This window comes from Paenibacillus profundus, from assembly GCF_021369635.1.
Taxonomy (GTDB): domain Bacteria; phylum Bacillota; class Bacilli; order Paenibacillales; family Paenibacillaceae; genus Paenibacillus_B; species Paenibacillus_B profundus.
The window spans coordinates 355,550-377,222 of the sequence record NZ_JAJNBZ010000002.1; the positions used below are offsets into that span (position 1 = coordinate 355,550).

The 21,673-nt window shown below is 49.4% G+C and carries 20 protein-coding genes and 1 pseudogene; 18 read left to right on the forward strand and 3 right to left on the reverse strand.

What is annotated here, in order from left to right:
• Positions 1-44 precede the first annotated feature (44 nt).
• Positions 45-1,223, reverse strand: coding sequence for an MFS transporter (locus tag LQV63_RS04530; RefSeq protein WP_019420027.1), 1,179 nt, complete (start codon positions 1,221-1,223; stop codon positions 45-47).
• A gap of 140 nt (positions 1,224-1,363) precedes the next feature.
• Positions 1,364-2,389, reverse strand: coding sequence for a serine hydrolase domain-containing protein (locus tag LQV63_RS04535; RefSeq protein WP_233695815.1), 1,026 nt, complete (start codon positions 2,387-2,389; stop codon positions 1,364-1,366).
• A 247-nt stretch (positions 2,390-2,636) separates the two neighbouring features.
• Here LQV63_RS04535 and LQV63_RS04540 point away from each other — a divergent pair, with 247 nt between their 5' ends.
• Together LQV63_RS04540 and map are read left to right on the forward strand one after the other, a co-directional pair.
• On the forward strand, positions 2,637-2,825 hold the full coding sequence (locus tag LQV63_RS04540) for a hypothetical protein (protein WP_019420025.1): 189 nt from the start codon (positions 2,637-2,639) through the stop codon (positions 2,823-2,825).
• Positions 2,826-3,091: 266 nt separating this feature from the next.
• Entirely contained in the window at positions 3,092-3,874 is a 783-nt protein-coding gene (map, locus tag LQV63_RS04545) for a type I methionyl aminopeptidase (RefSeq protein ID WP_233695816.1), read from the forward strand.
• Positions 3,875-3,945: 71 nt separating this feature from the next.
• On the opposite strand, the gene LQV63_RS04550 is transcribed toward map, so the two are convergent.
• Positions 3,946-4,719, reverse strand: coding sequence for a hypothetical protein (locus LQV63_RS04550; RefSeq protein WP_233695817.1), 774 nt, complete (start codon positions 4,717-4,719; stop codon positions 3,946-3,948).
• A 500-nt stretch (positions 4,720-5,219) separates the two neighbouring features.
• Here LQV63_RS04550 and coxB point away from each other — a divergent pair, with 500 nt between their 5' ends.
• The 16 genes and pseudogenes from coxB to LQV63_RS04630 all read left to right on the forward strand — a co-directional run bounded on the left by coxB (position 5,220) and on the right by LQV63_RS04630 (position 20,991).
• A complete protein-coding gene (coxB, locus tag LQV63_RS04555) occupies positions 5,220-6,293 on the forward strand; it encodes a cytochrome c oxidase subunit II (protein ID WP_233695818.1) in 1,074 nt (357 codons plus the stop codon).
• Between the two features lie 62 nt (positions 6,294-6,355).
• Positions 6,356-8,206 carry a cytochrome c oxidase subunit I gene (gene ctaD, locus LQV63_RS04560; RefSeq protein ID WP_051004472.1) on the forward strand — a complete coding sequence of 617 codons (1,851 nt, stop codon included), beginning with the start codon at positions 6,356-6,358 and terminating at the stop codon, positions 8,204-8,206.
• Complete coding sequence (locus LQV63_RS04565) at positions 8,203-8,823, forward strand: cytochrome (ubi)quinol oxidase subunit III (protein ID WP_019420020.1); 621 nt, start codon at positions 8,203-8,205, stop codon at positions 8,821-8,823. The genes ctaD and LQV63_RS04565 overlap by 4 nt, the downstream gene beginning before the upstream one ends.
• Positions 8,824-8,827: 4 nt before the next feature.
• A complete protein-coding gene (locus LQV63_RS04570; RefSeq protein ID WP_019420019.1) occupies positions 8,828-9,148 on the forward strand; it encodes a cytochrome C oxidase subunit IV family protein in 321 nt (106 codons plus the stop codon).
• 114 nt (positions 9,149-9,262) lie between these two features.
• The gene (gene ctaG, locus LQV63_RS04575) at positions 9,263-10,171 is read left to right on the forward strand and encodes a cytochrome c oxidase assembly factor CtaG (protein ID WP_233695819.1); all 909 of its coding nucleotides are present in this window, start codon (positions 9,263-9,265) and stop codon (positions 10,169-10,171) included.
• 84 nt (positions 10,172-10,255) lie between these two features.
• The gene (locus LQV63_RS04580; RefSeq protein ID WP_019420017.1) at positions 10,256-10,720 is read left to right on the forward strand and encodes a DUF420 domain-containing protein; all 465 of its coding nucleotides are present in this window, start codon (positions 10,256-10,258) and stop codon (positions 10,718-10,720) included.
• A 657-nt stretch (positions 10,721-11,377) separates the two neighbouring features.
• Positions 11,378-12,106 carry a hypothetical protein gene (locus LQV63_RS04585; RefSeq protein WP_233695820.1) on the forward strand — a complete coding sequence of 243 codons (729 nt, stop codon included), beginning with the start codon at positions 11,378-11,380 and terminating at the stop codon, positions 12,104-12,106.
• A 50-nt stretch (positions 12,107-12,156) separates the two neighbouring features.
• Entirely contained in the window at positions 12,157-12,543 is a 387-nt protein-coding gene (locus LQV63_RS04590) for a GntR family transcriptional regulator (protein ID WP_233695821.1), read from the forward strand.
• 29 nt (positions 12,544-12,572) lie between these two features.
• On the forward strand, positions 12,573-13,478 hold the full coding sequence (locus tag LQV63_RS04595; RefSeq protein WP_233695822.1) for an ABC transporter ATP-binding protein: 906 nt from the start codon (positions 12,573-12,575) through the stop codon (positions 13,476-13,478).
• Entirely contained in the window at positions 13,475-14,380 is a 906-nt protein-coding gene (locus LQV63_RS04600; RefSeq protein WP_233695823.1) for an ABC transporter ATP-binding protein, read from the forward strand. The genes LQV63_RS04595 and LQV63_RS04600 overlap by 4 nt, the downstream gene beginning before the upstream one ends.
• Entirely contained in the window at positions 14,373-15,638 is a 1,266-nt protein-coding gene (locus LQV63_RS04605; protein ID WP_233695824.1) for an ABC transporter permease, read from the forward strand. The genes LQV63_RS04600 and LQV63_RS04605 overlap by 8 nt, the downstream gene beginning before the upstream one ends.
• Positions 15,639-15,916: 278 nt before the next feature.
• Positions 15,917-16,039, forward strand: a pseudogene (locus tag LQV63_RS32345) (DUF4358 domain-containing protein); the annotation flags it as partial.
• Between the two features lie 49 nt (positions 16,040-16,088).
• Positions 16,089-17,696 (forward strand): helix-turn-helix domain-containing protein, encoded by a 1,608-nt coding sequence (locus tag LQV63_RS04615; RefSeq protein WP_233695825.1) that lies wholly within the window; start codon positions 16,089-16,091, stop codon positions 17,694-17,696.
• A 109-nt stretch (positions 17,697-17,805) separates the two neighbouring features.
• Positions 17,806-18,810: an ABC transporter substrate-binding protein gene (locus LQV63_RS04620; RefSeq protein WP_407672885.1), complete on the forward strand. Its 1,005-nt coding sequence runs from the start codon at positions 17,806-17,808 to the stop codon at positions 18,808-18,810.
• A gap of 183 nt (positions 18,811-18,993) precedes the next feature.
• On the forward strand, positions 18,994-19,971 hold the full coding sequence (locus LQV63_RS04625; protein WP_233695826.1) for a Gfo/Idh/MocA family protein: 978 nt from the start codon (positions 18,994-18,996) through the stop codon (positions 19,969-19,971).
• A 33-nt stretch (positions 19,972-20,004) separates the two neighbouring features.
• Positions 20,005-20,991 (forward strand): Gfo/Idh/MocA family protein, encoded by a 987-nt coding sequence (locus tag LQV63_RS04630; protein WP_233695827.1) that lies wholly within the window; start codon positions 20,005-20,007, stop codon positions 20,989-20,991.
• Positions 20,992-21,673: the final 682 nt, after the last annotated feature.

The following is a 21,673-nucleotide window of genomic DNA, read 5'->3' on the forward strand; positions in this document are numbered from 1 at the left end:
CTAATCTGTTACATAGGCATTACGTGTATATATGCAAAAGGTTGCTATCGCTCTGCGAACCAGCGCGATGGGAACAGTGTATAGACAAGCGCAATAATGGCAAAGAGACCAGCACTAATCCATACGACGGTCGCAGCCGAGAATGCGCTGGCAAGTACGCCGCCAACGACTGGTCCGATGAGCACGCCAATGCCTTCCACAGTGGAGAGCAGACTCCAGCCAAGCCCCTTCTGGCCAGGCGGCACATAAAGTGCGAGCAGCGCGTTCCACGCTGGCAGCACGGCAGAATACGACAAACCGAGCACGACAGCTAACCCATAGGCGACAAGTGTGGAAGGCTGCAACGACAACGATGCAAGCGTCAGTCCAAAAATGGCGAATCCCGTGATGAGGAAAGGTTTGCGCCCGACTTTATCAGACCATTTGCCCATCGGGACAAGTCCAAGCACTGTGCAGCCGCCTCCAAGCAAGAGCAGCACGGAATACTGGCTGCTTGATAGCGAGAGCGTATCCGAAGCGAAGGTCGGCAGTATCGGCACCAGCATGCTGGCACCTAACGTCTGTAATATCATTCCCGGAAGAAGCGGCTTCATCGCCTTCAGCTTGACACGCAGTGCTTCCCACTGTTCCTTGAATGGGACGGTGTTGACGCTCGAATCGGTCTGCTTCCCGCCGGGGATGAAGAAGCTGAGCAGCCAAGCGATCGCGGCGAGGCTGACGATGAGATAGAATGCCAGCTCGGGACGGTAATCCATCAAAAGATTAAGCACAACCGGCCCGGCACCCATGCCGACCAGCCATATCATATAGAGAAAGCCCATCTGGGCGGCTCGCTGCTCTTCTTTTACTTTGGTTAAGCAGACGATCCATACCGGAGAGATGCCGACTCCATACAGCGCAGCGGCAGCGATAAATATCCAATTACTCTCCCCAAAATGGAACAAAGCAACGCCGATAAGCGATATAAGCAATCCGACATTTATGATGAGCCGGGCGGATAGCCGATCAAGCAAATAGCCGATTCCGGTCTTAAGAACGGTATCTGTTAAATAATGCGCGGTGATGGCCGTTCCGATAATGGCCAAGCTAATATGCAGCACGTCTTTTCCGTAAATTGGCATGAACGATACCAATGCTGCTCCACGTACAAACTCCACCAAAAATAAAATAACGGCCAGCAGTACAATATCCCGGCCTAAGCCTAGCGCGCGAATCCCTTTCAAACGTGAATGCCCCTTTCTTGCTTGTACCATTATAACGCGGGGTTACAAGTGTTTCCAGCAAACCTACATTACGGTCATGTTAAAAGATTATATGGACGCTGCTATATGCAATACGCCTTATGCAGCCTGCTTTGTGCAAGCTAACGGCAGGAAGGAAGCAGCCACTCTTCGAGCCAACGCTTCGGATGCCGCCAGCGGCATACCCGTGGATTGCTTGCAAATACAACGGTCAATGCATGGGAGGGAATGACATATATTAGCTGTCCGCCATGCCCTATAGCACAGGCCGCATCATGCGAACCAACCTGATGAACCCACCATTGATATCCATAATGGCCGAATGCCGGCAGACCGGTGACGTGCGGCTGAAGTGATTCGCGTATCCACTCCAGAGGTATGACGGCTGTAGATGAAGGGGCTCCTTCATTCATGCTGTCTGCAAGACATTGGCCTTCGTTGAGGATGAGCTGGCCGAAGGCAAGCATGTCTCTTCCCGTCAGATGGAGGCCGATATGACCTGCGGCGTGGCCGTCTGGTGACAAGCCCCAACGGTATTGCGGGATGCCTAGGGGACGGAACAGGTGGCGCGCGGCATATTCGTCCGCGCGTATGCCGGTGCAACGGGTAAGCAACACGGACAGCAAGTGGGAATCGATGCTGCGATATTGGAACTGACCATGCCGTTCGGGCTGGACTGGAAGCCGCAACGCAAAGCGAAGCCAGCTCGAACTATTATGGAAGTGGTGGATCCAGCGTTCCCCCAGTCTGTTGCCTGTCTGCCAATGCAGACCAGATGTCATCGTGAGCAGGTGTCGAAACGTAAGGCGGCGCCATCCTTCATCGGTTACTGAGCGAACGGGCATGTCTTCTTCCAGATAGGGGAGAATTGGCTGATCTGGCGGCGGCATGTCACCGCGGTGCACCGCGATACCGATTAAGGATGATAGAACGCTCTTCGTGGCCGATCGCAAATCATTCAGTCTTTCCGGCTCTCCGCCGTTGTAATATTGTTCCGCTGCGATATGGCCGTGACGGGCGATCAGGCAGCAATATAGACGTGGAAACAGCTTAGGCAACTGTTCCAATGCTGTTTGCAGCTTGACTGCATCGATATTTACCTCTGCCGGCATCACAGAAGACACGCGGAATGTGCTGATCTGATTCATACTGAGCACTCCTGTTTATAGTTGTTATAGTGATATCGATGAGAGCAATGCAATGGTCAGTATGCGTTGTGTATGTTATCTAGGATGCCCAATGAAGAATTGGTTAAGAAAGATTGTGTGATTTTGCAGCTCTGATGAATATGCTATAATAGGACTAAAAGGTTGCAAATTCCAGAATGCTAAGCGATAAGTCTAATTGATTCTCCGTTGCGGAGCACGATCTACAACGCTTTGGGAGGGAATTTTCATGGCAACAAAAGGTCACAACGAAGTGAAAGAAAGCTTGTTGGAGATGACACGCATTTTCCGTCCGAAAAATCCTCGGAAATTTGTGAAGGAGTATATCCGGAAATACCGGATTATGGGAGGCTATGAAGACGAATTAACTCAGCTTGTAGAGTTGGAATTGGGAAGGATAGACACAAGTGTTTCCTAGGCAACAATGGCTTGATACGACAGAAGATAGAGAATTGGATAGAGGGCGTTACGCTTTCGTTTCGACTTGACATATGGCAATAATGAACAGGGCGCACCGATGAACTCGGCTGCGCCCTGTTTATAATATTAGAGCTAATGCAGGCTATAGGTCTTTGAATATGGAAATATAATATATGGAAATAGAATAATATTTGGAAATGACTTCTACCCTGAATAGGTCAGGTCATATATTAAACATTGGGAAACTGTCAAGGAGGGACTCACATGAGCGAGATAAAAACCGACATACAGCTTGAAATGATGCAGAAGGCAGGACATATGGCGGCGCGCTGTCACCGGGAAGTTGCTTCGCGGCTCGCTCCGGGTGTTACGACGCAGGAAATCGATCTGTTTGTGGAACGGTGGCTGCAGAAGAACGGCGCTGTGGCAGAACAAAAAGGCTACTACGGATATCCGTATGCCATCTGCGCCTCCATTAACGATGTGGTGTGCCATGGATTTCCAGACGCGAGTGAGTTGAATTCGGGTGACATCGTGACGATTGATTTCGTCGTTAATTATAAAGGCTGGCTTGCCGATATGGCTTGGACATACCCAATCGGACACGTGCGCCCCGAAGTGAAGCGTCTCGTTCAGCATACGCTATATGCGCTCCGCCAAGCGGTTAAGTTGGTCAAACCGGGCACTTCGATCGGCGATATTTCAAGTACAATCGGACAAATCGCCCGCACGCACGGTTATGGAATCGTAACCGCATTGGTCGGGCATGGCATCGGTCAGGACATGCACGAGCCGCCGGAAGTGCCGAATGATGGATGGCCCGGCACGGGCCCGGTACTAGAGACGGGGATGATCATCACGCTGGAACCCATCTTCACGCTGGGTGTTCCCGGAGACGTCATGCTAGGACATGACGGATGGTCGGTTCTGACCTGCGACGGAACGTGGGGGGCGCATTTCGAACATACTGTCGCCGTCACGGACAGCGGTCCGCGCGTCCTGACCATGCTCCCGTTTACACCTGGCGGAAAGCACAAGAACTCATAATCCTTCCCCTAAAAGAGGTGCTCATGCTCCACTGATGATTAAAACCTTCTATTTAAATAGGAAATAATTGATTACAAGTAGCGGCGAATATGATACATGATATCATCCTGCGCCCACTGAAGCGATTCATCCGGATAGGCCTTCATAATGTATGGGGTCAGGGCATTGAACAAGTCCATATTTGCGCTAATGTAGACGTGCTTTACTTCCGGAGCGCGCTCTCGAATAAGCACATCAATCGTGTGTATAAATTCATCGGCCAAGTCGTCGCTTCGCTTCAGCGTACGCATCGGACTGGTTGGTGTCACGAAGCGCGGAGGATTGCCCTTCGCTTCTTGCTCCATTTGCCAGCTCGTTTCAATCCGTCCGATGCCTTGCTGCTCACGCGTATCTTTATCCCCGCGTCCGCTCGTGCCAAGCCCGGCGCCATCCAGCGTGAGGGAGACATAAGCATTATCGTGCAGCTGCAGTACGTAAGCAACCGCGACACCGTCGATATTACCGACTGCGTTGCTTACAGGACGATTGATGAACATCGTAGAGAGGTTATGTCCATTGGAACCGTCCAATCGGTGCGGCTGTTGCCCGCTTTGAGCACGGTATCGATTTTCCTTTTTATCTGATTGGGATGAGGACTGCATCGATTTTGCCGTTTGAGACGGCTTGACCTTTCGGTCTGCATAATTTCCCTTCGTGTTGCCGTCTGGTGATTTTGACAGCTCAGTGCGGGCCCCGGCACAGCCGGTAAAGAGTAAACTGGAACAAATCATGATTGCGGCAATTGTGACAAAAGAGTGAACGCGGCGTTTTGAGTTGTCTGAATTATGAACGCGGTTTGAAAACATGGCTTATCCCTCCTTAACAGTTCACATTATTTTTCTGAAAAATCGTGATAAGTATGCAGGCAGTAAAGAAGGATATTAGAAAACGATGGCGAATTTACAGAAAATGACGTCCTTCGACACAATGTTCAAATATGTTTTGTCGTCTGTAACCGATTACAAACATTGATATGACGCGGCAATTTTAGAATCTGAACACTTTGTGAACTCCCCGGGAAACATTGACAAATAAAATTATGGAAATTATATTTAGGTAAGTGATTGTGTTAATTGACAGGATTACAACATCCGTGCTAGAGCCGGTGACTCGATCTGACCGGCCGGATCTGCATGCGCATATGACCTTATCCAAGGAACTCGTATGTTAGACACGGCCAACCTGGGCTTTCCGTGGGGCAAGCAGGAGCATATGTTCACTCACCATGAACGCGCATATGCCACGAGAGGTCCGCAAGGGCATGAGATGAGGTAATCAGCGAAAATGTACAAAGTGGGGTTGATCAATGATGAAACGGTGGCATGCAGTGAAGAGACTCCTTCCGTTGTTTGCCGGGCTCGTCTTGCTCCTAAGCGCTTGTGGTCGCTCGGATTTGTCTACTCTCAACCCGCAAGGGCCGGTTGCAGACAAACAGTTTGATCTGATGCTGTTGGCGATTACGATTATGACGATTGTTGTCGTCGCCGTCTTTGGGATTGCAATTTATGTCGTCATTCGCTACCGCAGACGGCCAGGACAAGAGGAAATACCGAAACAAATCGAAGGGAACCACAAGCTGGAAGTGATCTGGACAGTAATTCCGATTCTTCTCCTTATCATTCTGGCTGTACCGACTGTGAAATACGTTTTTGCATTTGCCGAGGATTACAGCGGCGACCCGGATGCAGTCAATGTGAAGGTAACCGGTCATCAATTCTGGTGGGAGTTCGAATATACTGACTTAGGTATTAATACGGCCCACGATCTCGTTATACCGAAAGGCAAAAAGATTGCAATCGAATTGAGAACGGCAGACGTGCTTCACTCCTTCTGGGTTCCAGCTATTGCCGGTAAGATGGATACCAATCCCCAAGGCAATGTGAACAAGATGTTCATCGAGGCTTACGAGGCAGGTCTCTATCGAGGCAAGTGTGCGGAATTCTGCGGACAATCGCACGCATTGATGGAGTTTAAAGTGAAGTCTGTAAGCGAAGAAACGTTCAAGGCGTGGGTAGCTGAGATGAAAGCTGAACCGAAAGCATTTGAAGGTGACCTGAAAGTTGCTGAAAGCTTCAAGCAGAACTGCTTGACTTGCCATGCAATTGACAATGCGCCAGCTCTTGGGCCGAACTTGAAGGGCTTCGGCAGCCGCGAGGCTGTTGCTGGAATTATGCTTAATCGCGAAACGGCGGATGAACCCATTGAGCAAGCGGTTGTAGAAGAACATTTACGCCAATGGATTACAGAACCGCAAAAGGTTAAGCCGGGCAACACGATGCCTGCGTTCAAAGAACAGTTGTCAGAAGAAGAACTGGATGGCATTGTGAAGTACTTGGCGGAGTACAAGCTAGAGTCCTTGAAAGAATTCAATAAGCAATAGTATAGCATCTTCTAGGGGAGGTAACGACCTTGGCTCACACGGTGAAGCGTCATCGCGGCATTATGGATTGGCTGACGACGGTCGACCATAAGAAGATAGGTATTCTCTACCTTTTAGCCGGAGCATTGTTCTTCGGGATAGGTGGTATTGAGGCTATCTTAATCCGGATTCAATTGATTAAACCAATGAATGATTTCGTTGACGCTCAGACGTTCAACGAGCTGATTACGATGCATGGCACGACGATGATTTTTCTAGGCGCCATGCCGATTATTCTTGCATTGATGAATGTCATCGTTCCGCTGCAGATTGGCGCACGCGACGTTGCGTTCCCGTTCCTGAACGCGCTGGGGTTCTGGACATTTTTCTTCGGGGGGATCCTCCTGAACCTGAGCTGGCTTATCGGCAGCGTGCCTGATGCGGGCTGGACTTCCTATCTTCCGCTCGCGTCGGTGGATTACAGCAATTCGCACGGAGTTGACTTTTATACGATAGGGTTGCAGATATCCGGTCTCGGTACTCTAATAGGCGGTATTAACTTCCTTGCAACCATTATCAACATGCGCGCGCCAGGAATGTCCTTCATGCGCATGCCGATGTTCACTTGGGCGTCATTCATTACGTCAGCATTGATCTTGTTCGCTTTCCCTGCCGTTACGGTAGGCTTGATTCTGTTGATGTTCGATCGTCTCTTCGGCGGGAACTTCTTCTATGTGCCGAATGGCGGTAACGTGGTATTATGGCAGCATATATTCTGGATTTTCGGTCACCCGGAAGTATACATTCTCATTCTTCCGGCGTTCGGGATTATCTCCGACGTGGTCAGCACGTTCTCGCGCAAGCGTCTGTTCGGTTACAGCTCCATGGTATTTGCTACGGTGCTGATCGGATTTTTGGGCTTCATGGTTTGGGCGCATCACATGTTTGCCGTCGGCCTCGGTCCGGTAGCGAACGCGTTGTTCTCCATCGCGACGATGCTGATTGCGGTACCGACGGGGATTAAAATATTTAACTGGCTATTTACAATGTGGGGCGGTTCGATTCAATTCACAGCGGCGAATATGTACGCGATCAGCTTCATTCCAACGTTCGTTATGGGGGGCGTAACCGGGGTCATGTTGGCATCCGCGCCGGCCGACTTCCAGTTCCATGACACGTATTTCGTCGTAGCGCACTTCCATTACACAATTGTAGGCGGTCTCGTGCTCGGGCTGTTCGCAGGTCTCCACTACTGGTGGCCGAAGATGTTCGGCCGCATGCTTAATGAACCATTGGGCAAAGTAACATTCTGGTTGTTCTGGATTGGATTCCAACTGACATTCTTTATCCAGCACTTCTTGGGCTTGCTTGGTATGCAGCGCCGTGTCTTCACGTACTTGCCTAACCAAGGCTTCGATAAGATGAACTTGGTCAGCACGATCGGTGCTATCATGATGGGTGTCGGTGTTATCTTGTTCCTGGTCAATGTCGTCATTACGTCGACGAAGCCGAAGAACTTGGGCAACGATCCTTGGGGAGACGGACGCACCTTGGAGTGGACGATCCCATCTCCGGTGCCGGAATACAACTTCAAGCAGACTCCGCTTGTGCGTGGTTATGATGCTTGGTGGAAAGAAAAAATGGAAGGCAACACAGAAATGCCTGCCGCTGAGCCGGTTGGTTCGATTCATATGCCGTCCCCATCCATTCTGCCGTTCATGATGTCCGTCGGCTTGTTCGTAGCAGGCTTCGGCTTTATGTTCGCGAAGGATGACTTCGGCAACACGGCATTGAACTTCTTGTTTGGCAATCATCTTATCGCAGCGTTCGGCTTGCTGATTACATTCGGCTGCATGTTCCTGCGCTCGGTTAAAGATGATCATGGCTATCATATTGAACCGGAAGAGTTGGAGCAGAAGGGGGTTAAAGCATGAGCGCGCCTGCACATCACGTAGATGACCAATGGCCTCACGAGCCGGAAAAAGCGACTTTAGAAGGCCGCAATAAGGTGATCGGCTTCTGGCTGTTCCTTGGTGGGGAAGCGGTACTGTTCGGCACATTGTTTGCTACGTTCCTAGCGCTCCGCAACCAAATCGGTGACGGGCCTTCTGCAGCCGAACTGTTCAAACTGCCGATGATTGCCACAGTTACCGCTATTTTGCTGGTCAGTTCCTTAACGAGTGTGTTCGCCATTCAGGCGATGCATCGCAAGGAAGTCAAAGCGATGCTTAACTGGCTTATCGTAACCGTTATTCTTGGTTTCTGCTTTCTCGGTATGGAAATTTACGAGTTTGTTGAATATGTGCATGAAGGCCATACGTTTACGACAAGCGCCTTCAGTTCGTCTTTCTATACGTTAGTTGGATTTCACGGGGCTCACGTGGCATTTGGTGTGGCGTGGATTTCGATTCTGATTGCACAAGTTCGCAAAAAAGGACTGAACCTCGTAACGGCGCCGAAGGTGTATGTGTCGGCTATCTACTGGCATTTTATCGACGTCGTATGGGTATTCATCTTTACCGTCGTTTACTTAATGGGAAAGGTGGGCTAAGCGAATGACAGCACATGATATGGCACCGGACAACTCGAAACGCCGTCATAGACATGAAGGTAAACAGAAGCATATTATAGCTTTTATCTTCTCCATCGTGTTAACGTTAATCGCTTTTGTAACCGTAGCCTCGGTAGGCGAAGTGAACCCGACGTTTACGGTAATCCTGCTTCTTGTTATGGCGGTACTGCAAGTTGTTATTCAAATGTCGTATTGGATGCACATGAAAGATAAAGGTCATGTGCTGCCAATTGTATTTATGATAGGCGGAGTTATCATTGCCTTTACAGCAATTGTCATGTCCGTATACTGGGTATGGTGGTAAGCGAAGGCAAGACATGCTGCACAAGAGGGGACGCATTTAGCGTCGCCTCTTTTTCCATAATGGGACAAATTGTGGCGAAATGGTGGCGCCAACGAGAGAAGGGAATGAACGTTCATGTTCGGTTTAACGAAATACTTCAGTTTGTATGATGTGTGGAGTCCGTTGTTTCTTGTCTCTTCGGTGCTCGTCATCATTTTGTATCTTGGGGTGACAGGGCCGTTTCGAGATCGCTTTGCTAATTCAGAGCCGGTATCTGTGAAGCAGAAAGTGATGTTTAGCACGGGCGTACTGCTCCTGTATCTCGCCCAAGGCGGACCCATTAACATGATGAGCCATATGATGTTTACGTTTCATATGCTCATGATGGCCATATCATATATTATCGTGCCGCCGCTCATTTTGTTGTCCGTGCCGGGCTGGCTATGGCGTTACCTGCTTGATCGGAAGCCGCTTAGACGATTGAGAAAGTTCACTCACCCTATATTGAGCGCAGTGCTGTTCAATGTGCTGTTCTCTTTCTATCATGTGCCTGTCGTGCACGACTATGTCATGACACATTACACAGAACATATCATCTACTATATTGTGTTGTTCATTGCATCGACGCTCATGTGGTGGTGGGTCGTCGCCCCGGTTCCCGAGTGGAACACCCTAGCCGATGTGAAGAAGATGGGCTACATTTTTCTGAACGGACTTCTCATCACACCAGCCTGTGCACTCATCATTTTTGCAAGTGATCCGTTGTTCGCCACTTATGTGGACAAGGATGCCTGGGTTGAAGCGATGGGGTATTGCATTTCAGGGGATCCGGCAGCTATGCTGGCGGCGTTCGACGGGCCGGAATTTTTCAACTGGTTCAATCCGCTTGAGGATCAACAGTTGGGGGGCATTCTCATGAAGCTGATTCAAGAGACGATGTACGGCTGTATACTCGGATATGTCTTCGTGCATTGGTTCCGCAGAGAAGGCAAAGATGATGACGATTTTGTGGAATTGATGCCAGAGGGGCAGATGAACTCGTAGAAATCCTTTATAATGATAACGAAGACTAGCGCAAGGGATAGCATGAAGCACCTTGTTGAATGAGTTGAGGAGGGCGTTACTTTCGTGGATTTATATAATTTGATGCCCGCGGTAAGCACATCGTTCATCGCCATCAGTGCGATTCTCGTTGCTATCGGTTGGGCGCAAATCATCAAAGGCAAACGGGAGCAGCATAAGAAAACGATGGTGGCGGCGGCCGTGGCGGCACTTCTGTTCTTTATTATTTATGTATCCCGGACGATTTTTGTCGGCAATACGGCATGGGGAGGCCCAGATGACCTGAAAGTTTTCTATTTGGTCTTCCTGCTATTTCATATCGTACTGGCGACGGTTGCAGCCGTATTCGGTCTTGTAACGCTGTATACTGGTTTCAAATCGCGGTTTAAAACACACCGCAAGCTGGGGAAAATCACATCTATCATTTGGTTTGCGACGGCAATTACGGGGGTAACGGTATATAGCTTGCTGTATTTACTGTATCCGGGCGGTCATACCAAGCCGGTCATCGATGCGATTTTTGGTCTGTAATACCATAACGATTCTGCGTAAAATCCGTCCTGCTGTGATGCGTTCACGGCGGGACGGTTTTTTTATGTTCACGTCACGTTGTCCTTTCCGGAGAAGGTAACTCTGTTCCATCCCTTGCTACACTCTACCTTTCATTCAGAATGACAGCCGCCATTCTCCTATCAAACGAAAACACAATGTCGGGCTTCCGTTATAATGGCCCTTAGCTCCATTCTCCCATATAGTCAGGAGGGATAACACCGAGAATAAGAACATGTCGTTTCGTATACCATGCCATGAAGCGGCCGATCATGTTCACAGTTAATCAGAGCCGTCATTGGGCGTGGCGCCTCCTGATGAAAGGGGAGAATGAAGCAAAGAGACGGATGAAGCGAATCCCTGTAAGTCTGAACGAGCAACTAGCAAGAGCGGAACTTGCCGTTCATGATGGAGAGTCAGCGATAAAACCTAAACCTGTCTCAAACTCGGTCGCCCATTTTCAAGCCTCGATAAAGGTTTTCTAAGATATTGACAATAAAACAGCACAGTGATTATACTGTATATAAAGATATATACAGTAAGCACAGTGAACACAGTATGCATGATATTCAGCACAGCAAGTGTGGCGCGTTGCACATACATACGGAGCTGAATCCGTTGTAGAAAGAGGGATAAACATTGGGCAATCAATATAAACAAGCATGGGCGCTTGTCAAAAATGATCTCGTACGCTTCAAGTGGGGATTGGTTACGACGCTGCTATTCAATATGTACATGAGCGTAACGAGCATGTTCATGATGAATGGCGTACTGGGTGAAGTCGGAGAGATGCATCGATTTCTAAACGGAACGTTGGACTTTGTTTATTTGATTACGCTGCCCAATATGGGGTTTTTCTTTTCACGCCGCTCGATGCGTTACATTCAGGAAGATTCATATACGAAATGGATGGTGAAGCTGCGCACCTTGCCGATTGACATTCATACGATTGCCTTATCACGCATCATGATGATGCTCGTTGCGTTTGTGTTGAACATGACCCTATTCATTGCCGTTCAGGTTATTTTCAGTCCCGCGTTGAGAGCAGAGCTGGCGCCGGTATCCATAATCGCCTTTGCGTTCATGCTCATTGCATTTTCTATGATTATTAATATGATGTTCATTATTATGGAGATGAGCTACAGCGGCAGCAAATATTTTAAGAGGTCGTTAATTATAGTTGCCTTCACTGCCGCTCTCGCCATAGCTATTGCTCTATCTGGTGGAAGCTTTGTTCTGACGATCGTGTATGTCGCAAAATATTACCCTTGGTTAGGCGGCATTCTTGCATTGGGTGTGATTACACAAGTGTTGACGCTCGGTATCGCCATGGTAAAGAATGCGATTCGTAAGCGAGATTTGGTATAGCGCGTATGACAATGAGCAGAAAACCATATAGCAGGAGGTGGTGAGAAGCGGTGTTTATGCCCATTCAAATCAATGATAACAGTTCGGAACCGCTGTATGCGCAAATTACACACCAGCTTCGAGCGCTCATTTTGAGCGGCCATCTTGAAGAGAGTATGCTTCTTCCGTCCATACGCGAATTCGCCAATCAACTGCAATGCAGCGTGATTACGGTAAGAAGGGTGTATCAAGATTTAGAAAGCGAAGGATTGCTCCGGACGAAGCAGGGGACGGGAACGTTTGTCGCACAGGTTCATGCGGAAGAGCGTGCTCGTTATCGGCGGCAAGCCGTTGAGCAAGCATTGGAAGAAGCGGTTGATGCCGCGCTGCGTGTCGATATAACGAAAGAGGAATTAGAGCAGCTGATGCAAGAAGTAATTCAGCGAAAATGGCATTGAGTCTATTTGGAGAAAGGAGGGGAACTCAAGTGGAGGAGAACAACGTCATTACATTGCAAGATATTGTGAAGACGCGGGAAAATATAAAAATAGGTCCGCTAAATATCCACATACCGCAAGGCTGTGTCACGGCGATTGTCGGCACGAACGGTTCGGGGAAGACGACGTTGTTAAGCATGTGCATGGGCTTCGTTCACCCGGAGCAAGGAAGCATCACCATCTTTCAAGAGAAGGTTCAACCAGAGTACGATGCCGCGTTGAAAGCACGCATCGGATTCGTCGGTGAACATCCGAATCCGGATGATAGCGATTTGACAGCAGATCAGCTGGCTTCATTTACGGCACAGTGGTATCCGAAGTGGGATTGGCAATTTTACCAGCATTATATGGCGAAATACGAAATCCCGCCGAAGCAGAAGCTGAGCAAACTGTCGAAGGGGATGCGCAGAAAGCTGGACTTGATTATCGCCATGAGCCCCCAGCCTGAATTGCTGCTGCTCGACGAGCCATCGTCAGGCTTGGATCCATTATCCTGGCGCATGATGATCGAGGACATGCACCGCTATTTGCAGGATGGTCAGCGTTCGATTGTTATCGCTACACACATTATTGAAGAAGTGAAGCGCCTTGCAGATTATATCCTGTTCATGAATAAGGGACAGGTGCTGCAAATGGTCGAGAAGGATGCGATGTTCGACGCTTGGAAAGAGTTCCTCGTTGATGGCGATGCTGCAGATTATGACCGCATTCCTGGCCTGGCGAAGGCGATTCAGGAGCGGTATGGCGTACGTCTCATTGCGAAGGATGCGGCCCAGCTTGAGGCCTTTTTGCAGGAGAATGATATACCCACACTGCAGACCAAAGGTCTGGAGCTGGATGATATATTAGCCTATTTGATTGAGCTGAATAACGAAGGGAGAGCTACAAATCGATGAAGCCGTTACAATTACAAGAAGTCGTCAAGCAATACGGTGACAAGACCGCCGTTAATGGTCTTAGCTTTGATGTGGAAGAGGGCGAAATGTACGGGTTGCTCGGGGCGAACGGGGCCGGCAAGACGACGACGATGCGGATGGTGCTCGGACTCATTTATCCTGATGGGGGAACTATCCAATATGACGGCAAACCATTCCATAGCGGTTTATCCCGAATTTTCGGCTATTTGCCAGAGGAGCGCGGGATGTATCCGAAGATTAAGGTAAGTGAGCAGGTTACTTATTTGGCCCAGTTGCGTGGAATGTCACGCAAAGATGCTGACAGCAACCTGAAGTACTGGTTGGAGCGATTCAACGTTCCGGAAAATTATAATAAGAAAATTGAAGAGCTCTCCAAAGGGAACCAACAAAAAATCGGCTTTATCGCTTCCATTGTTCATAAACCGAAGCTGCTCATTCTGGATGAGGCGTTCAGCGGTCTTGATCCCGTGAACGTGGAGCTGTTGAAGGAGACGGTCAAGGAGCTGCGCGATCAAGGCACGAGCATTCTGTTCTCGACGCACCGGATGGAGCATGTCGAGGAATTGTGCCGCAACCTGACTATTTTGCAAAAAGGAAAAGCGGTCCTGCAAGGTTCGCTTCGCGATTTGAAGTCCCGTTATCCGCGTGAGCATGTCGTCTTGCGCACAAGTGGAGCGGTGGAAGGTCTGCAGAGCATTGCAGGCGTGAGTGATGTGCAGCGGACAGATGATGGATACCGTATCCGCATTACCGATGAAGGATCTGCTCAGCATATTTTGCAGACGGCTATGACACAAGTGAATGTACAGCAGTTCGAGCTGAAGGAGCCGACATTGAACGAAATCTTCATTAAGGCGGTTGGGAGTGAATCAAATGCATAATGTACGGACCGTAATCGGATTTACGCTGCGCACGAAGATGATGACGAAAGCTTTTTTCGTCACTACGATTATTTTGGCGCTCATCATTAGTTTAGGTGTGAACTTGCCTTACATCATTTCATTGTTTTCGAGTGACGAGCCGACTTCCATTGGACTGATGCAAGGAAAGGATACGAAAATCGAGCAGTCGCTGGAGCAGTATTTTGCGAAACAAGAGAAGAGTGATCTCAAAATCGTTCCTTATGCCAATACTTCCGAAGCAGAGCTGAACAAGCAGGTGGAAGACGGCAAGATAGAAGGCTATTTGACATTGGAAGCAGAGCAAGCCGGGTCGTTTCCGAAGGTTATATATCACGGGGAAGATGAACTCGGTATGGAGAAGCAGTCGACGTTGACGAACGCGTTGACGTTAATTAAGACGGAGTGGCTCGTGAAAGATTCACTTACTCCGGAACAAATCGCGGAGCTGAGCAAGCCGGTCTCGCTGGACTCGAAGACGATCGCGAAGGCAGGAGAAGAAGCGGAAGAGAACCCGGCGAACAAAGGCATATCCATTGTGGTCGTCATGGTGCTTATCGTCCTCTTGTTCATGACCAATACGATGACCGGCAACATGATTGCATCCGAGGTAACACAGGAGAAAAGCTCACGCGTTATGGAAATTCTCATTACGAGCGTGTCGCCGCTTGCGCAAATGTTCGGTAAAATCATCGGCATGTTCCTGCTAGGATTGCTGCAGATTGGAATCTTCCTTGCGGTCGTTCTTTTGAACCTGATGCTGCCGCACAATGCAGGCCCGCTCAAGGAGCTTAACTTCGACATTTCCATGATTGATTGGTCGGTAGTAGGCGGGGGATTGCTGCTCTACGTCTTGGGATACTTCCTCTACGCAACGTTGTTCGCCGCAGTCGGCTCGATCGTGAGCCGTACGGAAGACTTGGCACAGGCAATTATGCCAATTACGATGCTGACGATGGCTGCTTTCTACATCGCGATCTTCAGCGTATCTACGCCGAACTCGATGCTGGTGAAAGTCACCTCCTACATCCCGTTCTTCATACCAACGTCGATGCTGCTGAGGATTGGAATCGGCAACTCGGCATGGTGGGAATTCTGGGTCGGCGTCCTGATTATGCTCGTGTCGGTCGTTTTCTTCGGCTGGCTGTCCGCGAAGATTTACCGCACTGGCGTGCTCATGTACGGTAAGCGCCCATCATGGAAAGAAATTCGCAAGGCGATGAAGGCGTACAAGATTTAAGGGCGATGTGGTAGGTGTGAGTAGCAGCTATAGTTGAGACTAATTTGGTTAATAAATGAGACTATTTACAATACATGTTTGAGACAAGGCTGGGCCCTTGATTCGTCAGAATGTTGATGGATCAAGGGTTTAGTAGTGGACTTGGTATGGTAACTAGGTTAACACTGATCAGAGACATTAAAGGCAGGTAATTTGTGTCTGAGGAAAAAGTGTGGGACATATAAAAAATGTGTGGAACTACTTCAAGGCTTACTCGTTTGTTTAAAATTATAGCTATTCTTCCAGATGAGTACTTTCTAATCGAGAAGCACGTGTTAAAAATGAAAGATAACTATATTTTGTTCGTCGTATCAAAAGATGCTGCTATAATTGATGGCGCATTTGATGAAGCTCTTAAGTGATGGAAGAACGTTGTATATTCCGGCGCGCCCGGGTTAGGAAGTGAATAGGATGAGAGCACCGTTCGAATTCTCCTACGCTCTTGTTTCGTGCAAAAGACATAGTTTTCAAGCAGGCTTCAGACTAAGACCGATCCGGCCGCATACGGTAGCGCTGTGTTATATAACTAAGGGCAGCGGCACCGTGTTGATCGATGATACGCCGCATGATATCGAACCCGGAGCATGCTTCATGCTTCAACCGGGCATGTTCATCGAAGCAAGTGCTGCGCAAGACAACGATGTTCATTTCTTCCTGTTGCAATACATCGAAGTCAAGCTGCCTGTCCCGGAGCGAAATATTCGTATCAAGCCAGCTGATCCGCAGCATGGGGAATCCCGGCCTATTGCGTTCCTTGTCGTGGCTCAAGTTACGGTCTTATCTGTGTTGGAGCAGCTTGAGCAATTGATGCTGGAGCGCGGGCATGGGGCATGGCTGTGTGGACAGGCGATGTTGTATGAGCTTCTCTATGTCCTTCATTCGGATTATGAATCACAGAAACAGAATCGGAATGAATCGATCCAGCGCACGATTGACTTCATGGAACAGCGTTATATGGAGAGAGTGCAGGTAGGCAAGCTGCCTGACATGGCCGGCATGACATCGAGCTCTTATTGCCGTGCCTTCAAACGAAAGACGGGGATGACACCGGGCGAATATTTGACCAATGTGCGCGTGCAGCGGGCCAAGGACTTGCTGTCCATGTCGCACCATTCTATTAAAGATGTCGCTCAAGGCGTCGGATTTCAAGACGAGCTATATTTTAGCCGCGTCTTCAAAAAATCGGCCGGATTATCTCCGACCATTTATATGAAAAAATACGGGCAACGAATAGCCGTCGTGAGCAAGCTGTTTCTGCAGGATCATTTGCTTGCTTTAGGCATCAAGCCAATCGCAGCGCCGTCTTTTCCGAATTATTGCTCGACAGCATCTGGCTTCCCGGTCTATCTGCATCATCTTCTTCACGGCACGAAGCCTCTGAATGCGGAACAGCATATTCACCCGCGCGAAGTTCTGACGATGGCGCCTGATTATATTCTCAAGATGAACTTCAAGCTCAATCAAGATAATCAAGTATGGACCGACATGACTGCCAATACGATAAGCTTTGACGGCTTTGCCAGCTGGCATGGCTATCAGCGTTATATCGCCAAGATGGTCGGCAAGGAGCAGGAAGCGGAAGCGGTCATCCGCAACATCGCTTACATGGAGGAGCAGGCTAAAGAGATATTGAGGCCGATAACCCGCACTGGCAAATGGACCATCGTTCGTATTCATGAAAATGATTTGCGGATCCAAGGGGTTAGCGGACATGCCATCAATGATTTGTTTTACGGCAGTTTCGGATTTCAACCGGAAGCCGAGGTGACGCACTCCTTTTACAAATGTATTGCGCTTTCCGAGTTGGTTGAACTGAACCCAGAAAGGATAATTATTCTCTGGAGCCAACGGGATGATGTGATGAAATTGCAGAGCAATCCTTTATGGAGGGAATTACGTGCTGCCCGAGAGAACCGGGTCTATGTTCCGGATAGCTTCGAATGGGATCCGTGGGGGCCGTTCGGCCAGGCGCATATGATTCGGGAAAGCGTAAAATATTTTCAGCAGCAATGCAGGTGACAATAGCCTCCATATAAAACGGGCAATGCAGTGTATGGAAAAGCTGGGTGCTTCTCTATACAATAATCATTGATAATGATTATCATTAACAGTATGGAGGCTTATAGAGATGAAGAGAAGAAGGGGATCTAGTCTGACTCGAAATCAAATGACATGCATGTTGCTTGCAGCTATAGTGCTTGTACTCGTGGGGTGTGGAAGCAAGCCGAACGAGGTGCAGCCGTCATCTGCATCTGCCCCAGCTGCTGCGGACACCGCTGCCCCTAAGGCAGATGAAGTGCGGGAGATCAAACATGCTATGGGTGCAGCGAAAATAAAGGGGACGCCGCAGCGTGTCGTCATTTTGACCAATGAAGGCACTGAAGCATTGCTTGCGTTGGGCGTGAAGCCGGTTGGAGCCATTCAATCATGGGAAGGCGAGCCATGGCACGATCATATTAAAGATGAAATGCAAGGGGTTAAGGATCTTGGCTATGAGAGCCAGCCGAACGTTGAAGCGATTCTCGAGCTGAACCCCGATTTGATTATCGGGAACAAAGTGCGTCATGAAAAAATTTACGATCAATTGGCGAAGATTGCGCCGACCGTATTTTCCGAGGATCTGTCTGGTCAGTGGAAGGTGAACTTCAACCTGTATGCCGAGACGTTGAACAAGCAGGCCGAAGGAGAAAAGGTTATGGCGGAGTTCGACCAGCGTGTGGCCGACGCGAAAGCGAAGCTCGGTTCGAAAACGGCGACGAAAGTATCGGTGGTCAAATTCTCGATGAAAGGCGTTCAAATTTACCAGAAGGATACCTTCAGCGGCGTGCTGCTCGATCAGCTTGGCATGGCTCGTCCGGCTTCGCAGGACAAGGACAACTTCGCCGAGTTTTTGTCGGAAGAGGGAATGAATGAAATGGACGGCGATATTTTGTTCTACTGGATTTCTGAATCGAAAGGACAGACGGAAGTGTCTGACAATGCGAAGAAATGGATGGATAGCCCCGTCTTCAAAAGCTTGAATGTCGCCAAGACGAACCAAGTATTTCAGGTGAACGAAACGATCTGGAATACCGCAGGCGGCATCAAAGCAGCAAACTTGCTGCTGGACGATATTATGAAGCGCTTTGAATAATATATGTGGAATGAGGATGAGCATGCGCTCATCCGCTAACGAGTAAACCTGTCATCAACGACAAAGGTCTACTCGTTTTTTTTCTGCTTCAGGTGGAACATTTTACTTGTTCCGGGAAGGAAACGACGGTCTGCGCATAGAATTGCTCTAGCAGGTCGAATTCAGACAAGGAGCGAGTCACATATGAAAATAGCGGTTGTTGGCTGCGGAGGCATGGGGCACGTGCATGCGCTTGAGTTTGCAAAAATGCCGAACGTCGAGCTGGTCGGCGTATGCGATATCGTACCCGAGTTGGCGGAATCGTTGGCGCAACAGACGGGAACGTCCGCGTTCACCTCGTTCGATGCGATGATGTCGTCCGTGGAAGCGGACATTGTTAGTGTGGCGGTGCCGAGTTATTTGCATAAAGAGCTTGTCATTCAAGCTGCTGCAGCGGGAAAGCATGTCATTTGTGAGAAGCCGATTGCGCTGAATGTGGAGGATGCCGAGGAGATGGTCCGCGTGTGCGAAGCGAACGGAGTGCAGTTGTTCGTTGGACATGTGGTGCGCTTTTTCCCGGAATATGCGCAAATAAAGCATCAAATAGATGCCGGGCAGATAGGCAAAGTCGGTGTCGCGAACGCGAAACGGGTGGGCGCTCACCCTGGCAACGTCAAATCCTGGTACAAGGAAGCGGACAAAAGTGGCGGCGTCATCGTTGACTTGATGGTGCACGACATCGACTTCATGCGTTGGGCGCTTGGCGAGGTCAAGTCAGTATACGGCATGAACAAATATGATGACGACATGGATTATGCGCTAGTAACGCTCGTCTTTGAGAGCGGCGCCGTTGCCAATTTGGAAGCATTCTGGGGATATCCCGGATCGTTTCACTATACGGCGGAATTCGCCGGTACTGCAGGACTGGTACAGAGTGATAGCCTGAAGACCCAATCGCTGCAAATTCGTAATAGCGAGGCGGAGGCGGACGGAGGCAATTTCGTTGAAATTCCGCAAAGTCCGGGATACCGCAATCCGTACACAGTGGAGCTGGAGCACTTTATCGGATGCATTCGCGATGGCATTGAGCCGATTGTAACGGCGCGGGATGCTTGCAGGGCGCTCACAATCGCAGCAGCTGCTCAGGAATCGATACGCACCGGCAAGGCGGTTCTGTTGTAAGCAACCGCAATTCAATGGGGGAGGGCTCGTGACATGAAAGGATTGAAGGTAGGGATGATTAGCTTCGCGCACGGACATGCGTACAGCTATTTTCATAGCCTGAGACAAATACCTGAAGTGCAAATCGTCGGAATTGCCGATGAGGTGCGCAGCCGCGTAGACAGCATCGTCGGCGAATATGGGGTGCCGTACTTTGCTGATTATCGCGAATTGCTCGCGCAGGACGTGGATGCCGTCGTCATTTGTTCGGAGAACGCACATCATGCGCAAATGGCAATCGATGCGGCTAACGCTAAGAAGCATGTGCTCTGCGAGAAGCCGCTCGGCACGACACTGGAAGAGATGGAGCGCATGATTGCTGCCTGCAAGGACAACGGCGTTCAACTAATGACAGCGTTCCCATGCCGGTACTTGGCGGCGGTTGTCCGCGCCAAGGAAGCGGTGGAGCGGGGCGACATTGGCGATATCGTCGCCATCAAAGGCACGAATCACGGCGGCAATCCAGGCTCCTGGTTCATTGACAAGCAGCTGTCCGGCGGGGGGGCAGCCATGGACCATACGGTGCATGTTATGGATCTGATGAATTGGCTGCTGCAGTCCAAGGTGACCGAAGTGTACGCTTATGCGGCTACATTGTTCCAAGAGGACCTTGGGGTGGACGATGCCGGCATGGTTCACATCAAATTCGAGAACGGCGTCTTTGCCGCACTCGATACGAGCTGGTCGCGTCCGAAATCGTTCCCGACCTGGGGCGATGTGACGATGGAGATTGTCGGCACGAAAGGGGTTATTTCCGTCGATGGCTTCGCGCAGCATAACGATTTGTACAGCGATGAAGCGGGCAAAGGACTGTGGACGTATTGGGGCGACGACATGGATGCGTACATGGTGAAGGACTTCGTCCGCGCGCTGCTGCAGGGCGAGCCGGTGCCGGTCACGGGCGAAGACGGCTTGCGTTCCACGCAGGTGGCGCTTGCAGCGTATGAATCCGTGAAGCTGGGCCAGCCGGTCGCGTTATAGTACAGAGAGCTTAGGGTATAGAGCATTATAAAAGCTTTATTTAAGGGGCATGCCGCTGCGGGTATGCTCTTTTTTTGCCGTTCGACTTGTTAAGATAAGGAAGTCTGTTGCTGAGCACAATGAGCATAGAACTTATGATGCATCTGAGCCTTATGAGCCCCCTAGCTTCAGCGAATCTTTATATTTCTTGATTTCATTGGATTTTGTCCAATGAGACGGGGACGAATGCGAGTCTTGTATGAAAGTCATTGGATTTCATCCAGCCAGCTCCGCCCAACAAGGCTGAAAAACAGAAATCCGCCCGATTTGACTGGAGGTTTTCCAATGGAATGAAGATTGCCAGTTTAAAGCAGGGGAAACCACTGCACATTTTCCAATGAATGCTCTGTCGCTCGTCACATCTCACTCCGTTAGAGGTTATAAACATCAAATAACATCCCGCCAGCTCGTCAGCTACCGTACTCATCTTCATCACCTTTTACTCATTCTCCCACACGCTCAGAAACAGATTTTTGCTTAGAAGGCGAATCAACTTAGTAAACCAACCTGGGCAGGGCAGCTTAGATGCAATATTAGAATAGCAAAACCCAGAGCACAAACTGAGATACAGACTTAGACACAGAGCTAGACACAGAGCTAGACACAGAGCTAGACACAGAGCTAGACACAGAGCTAGACACAG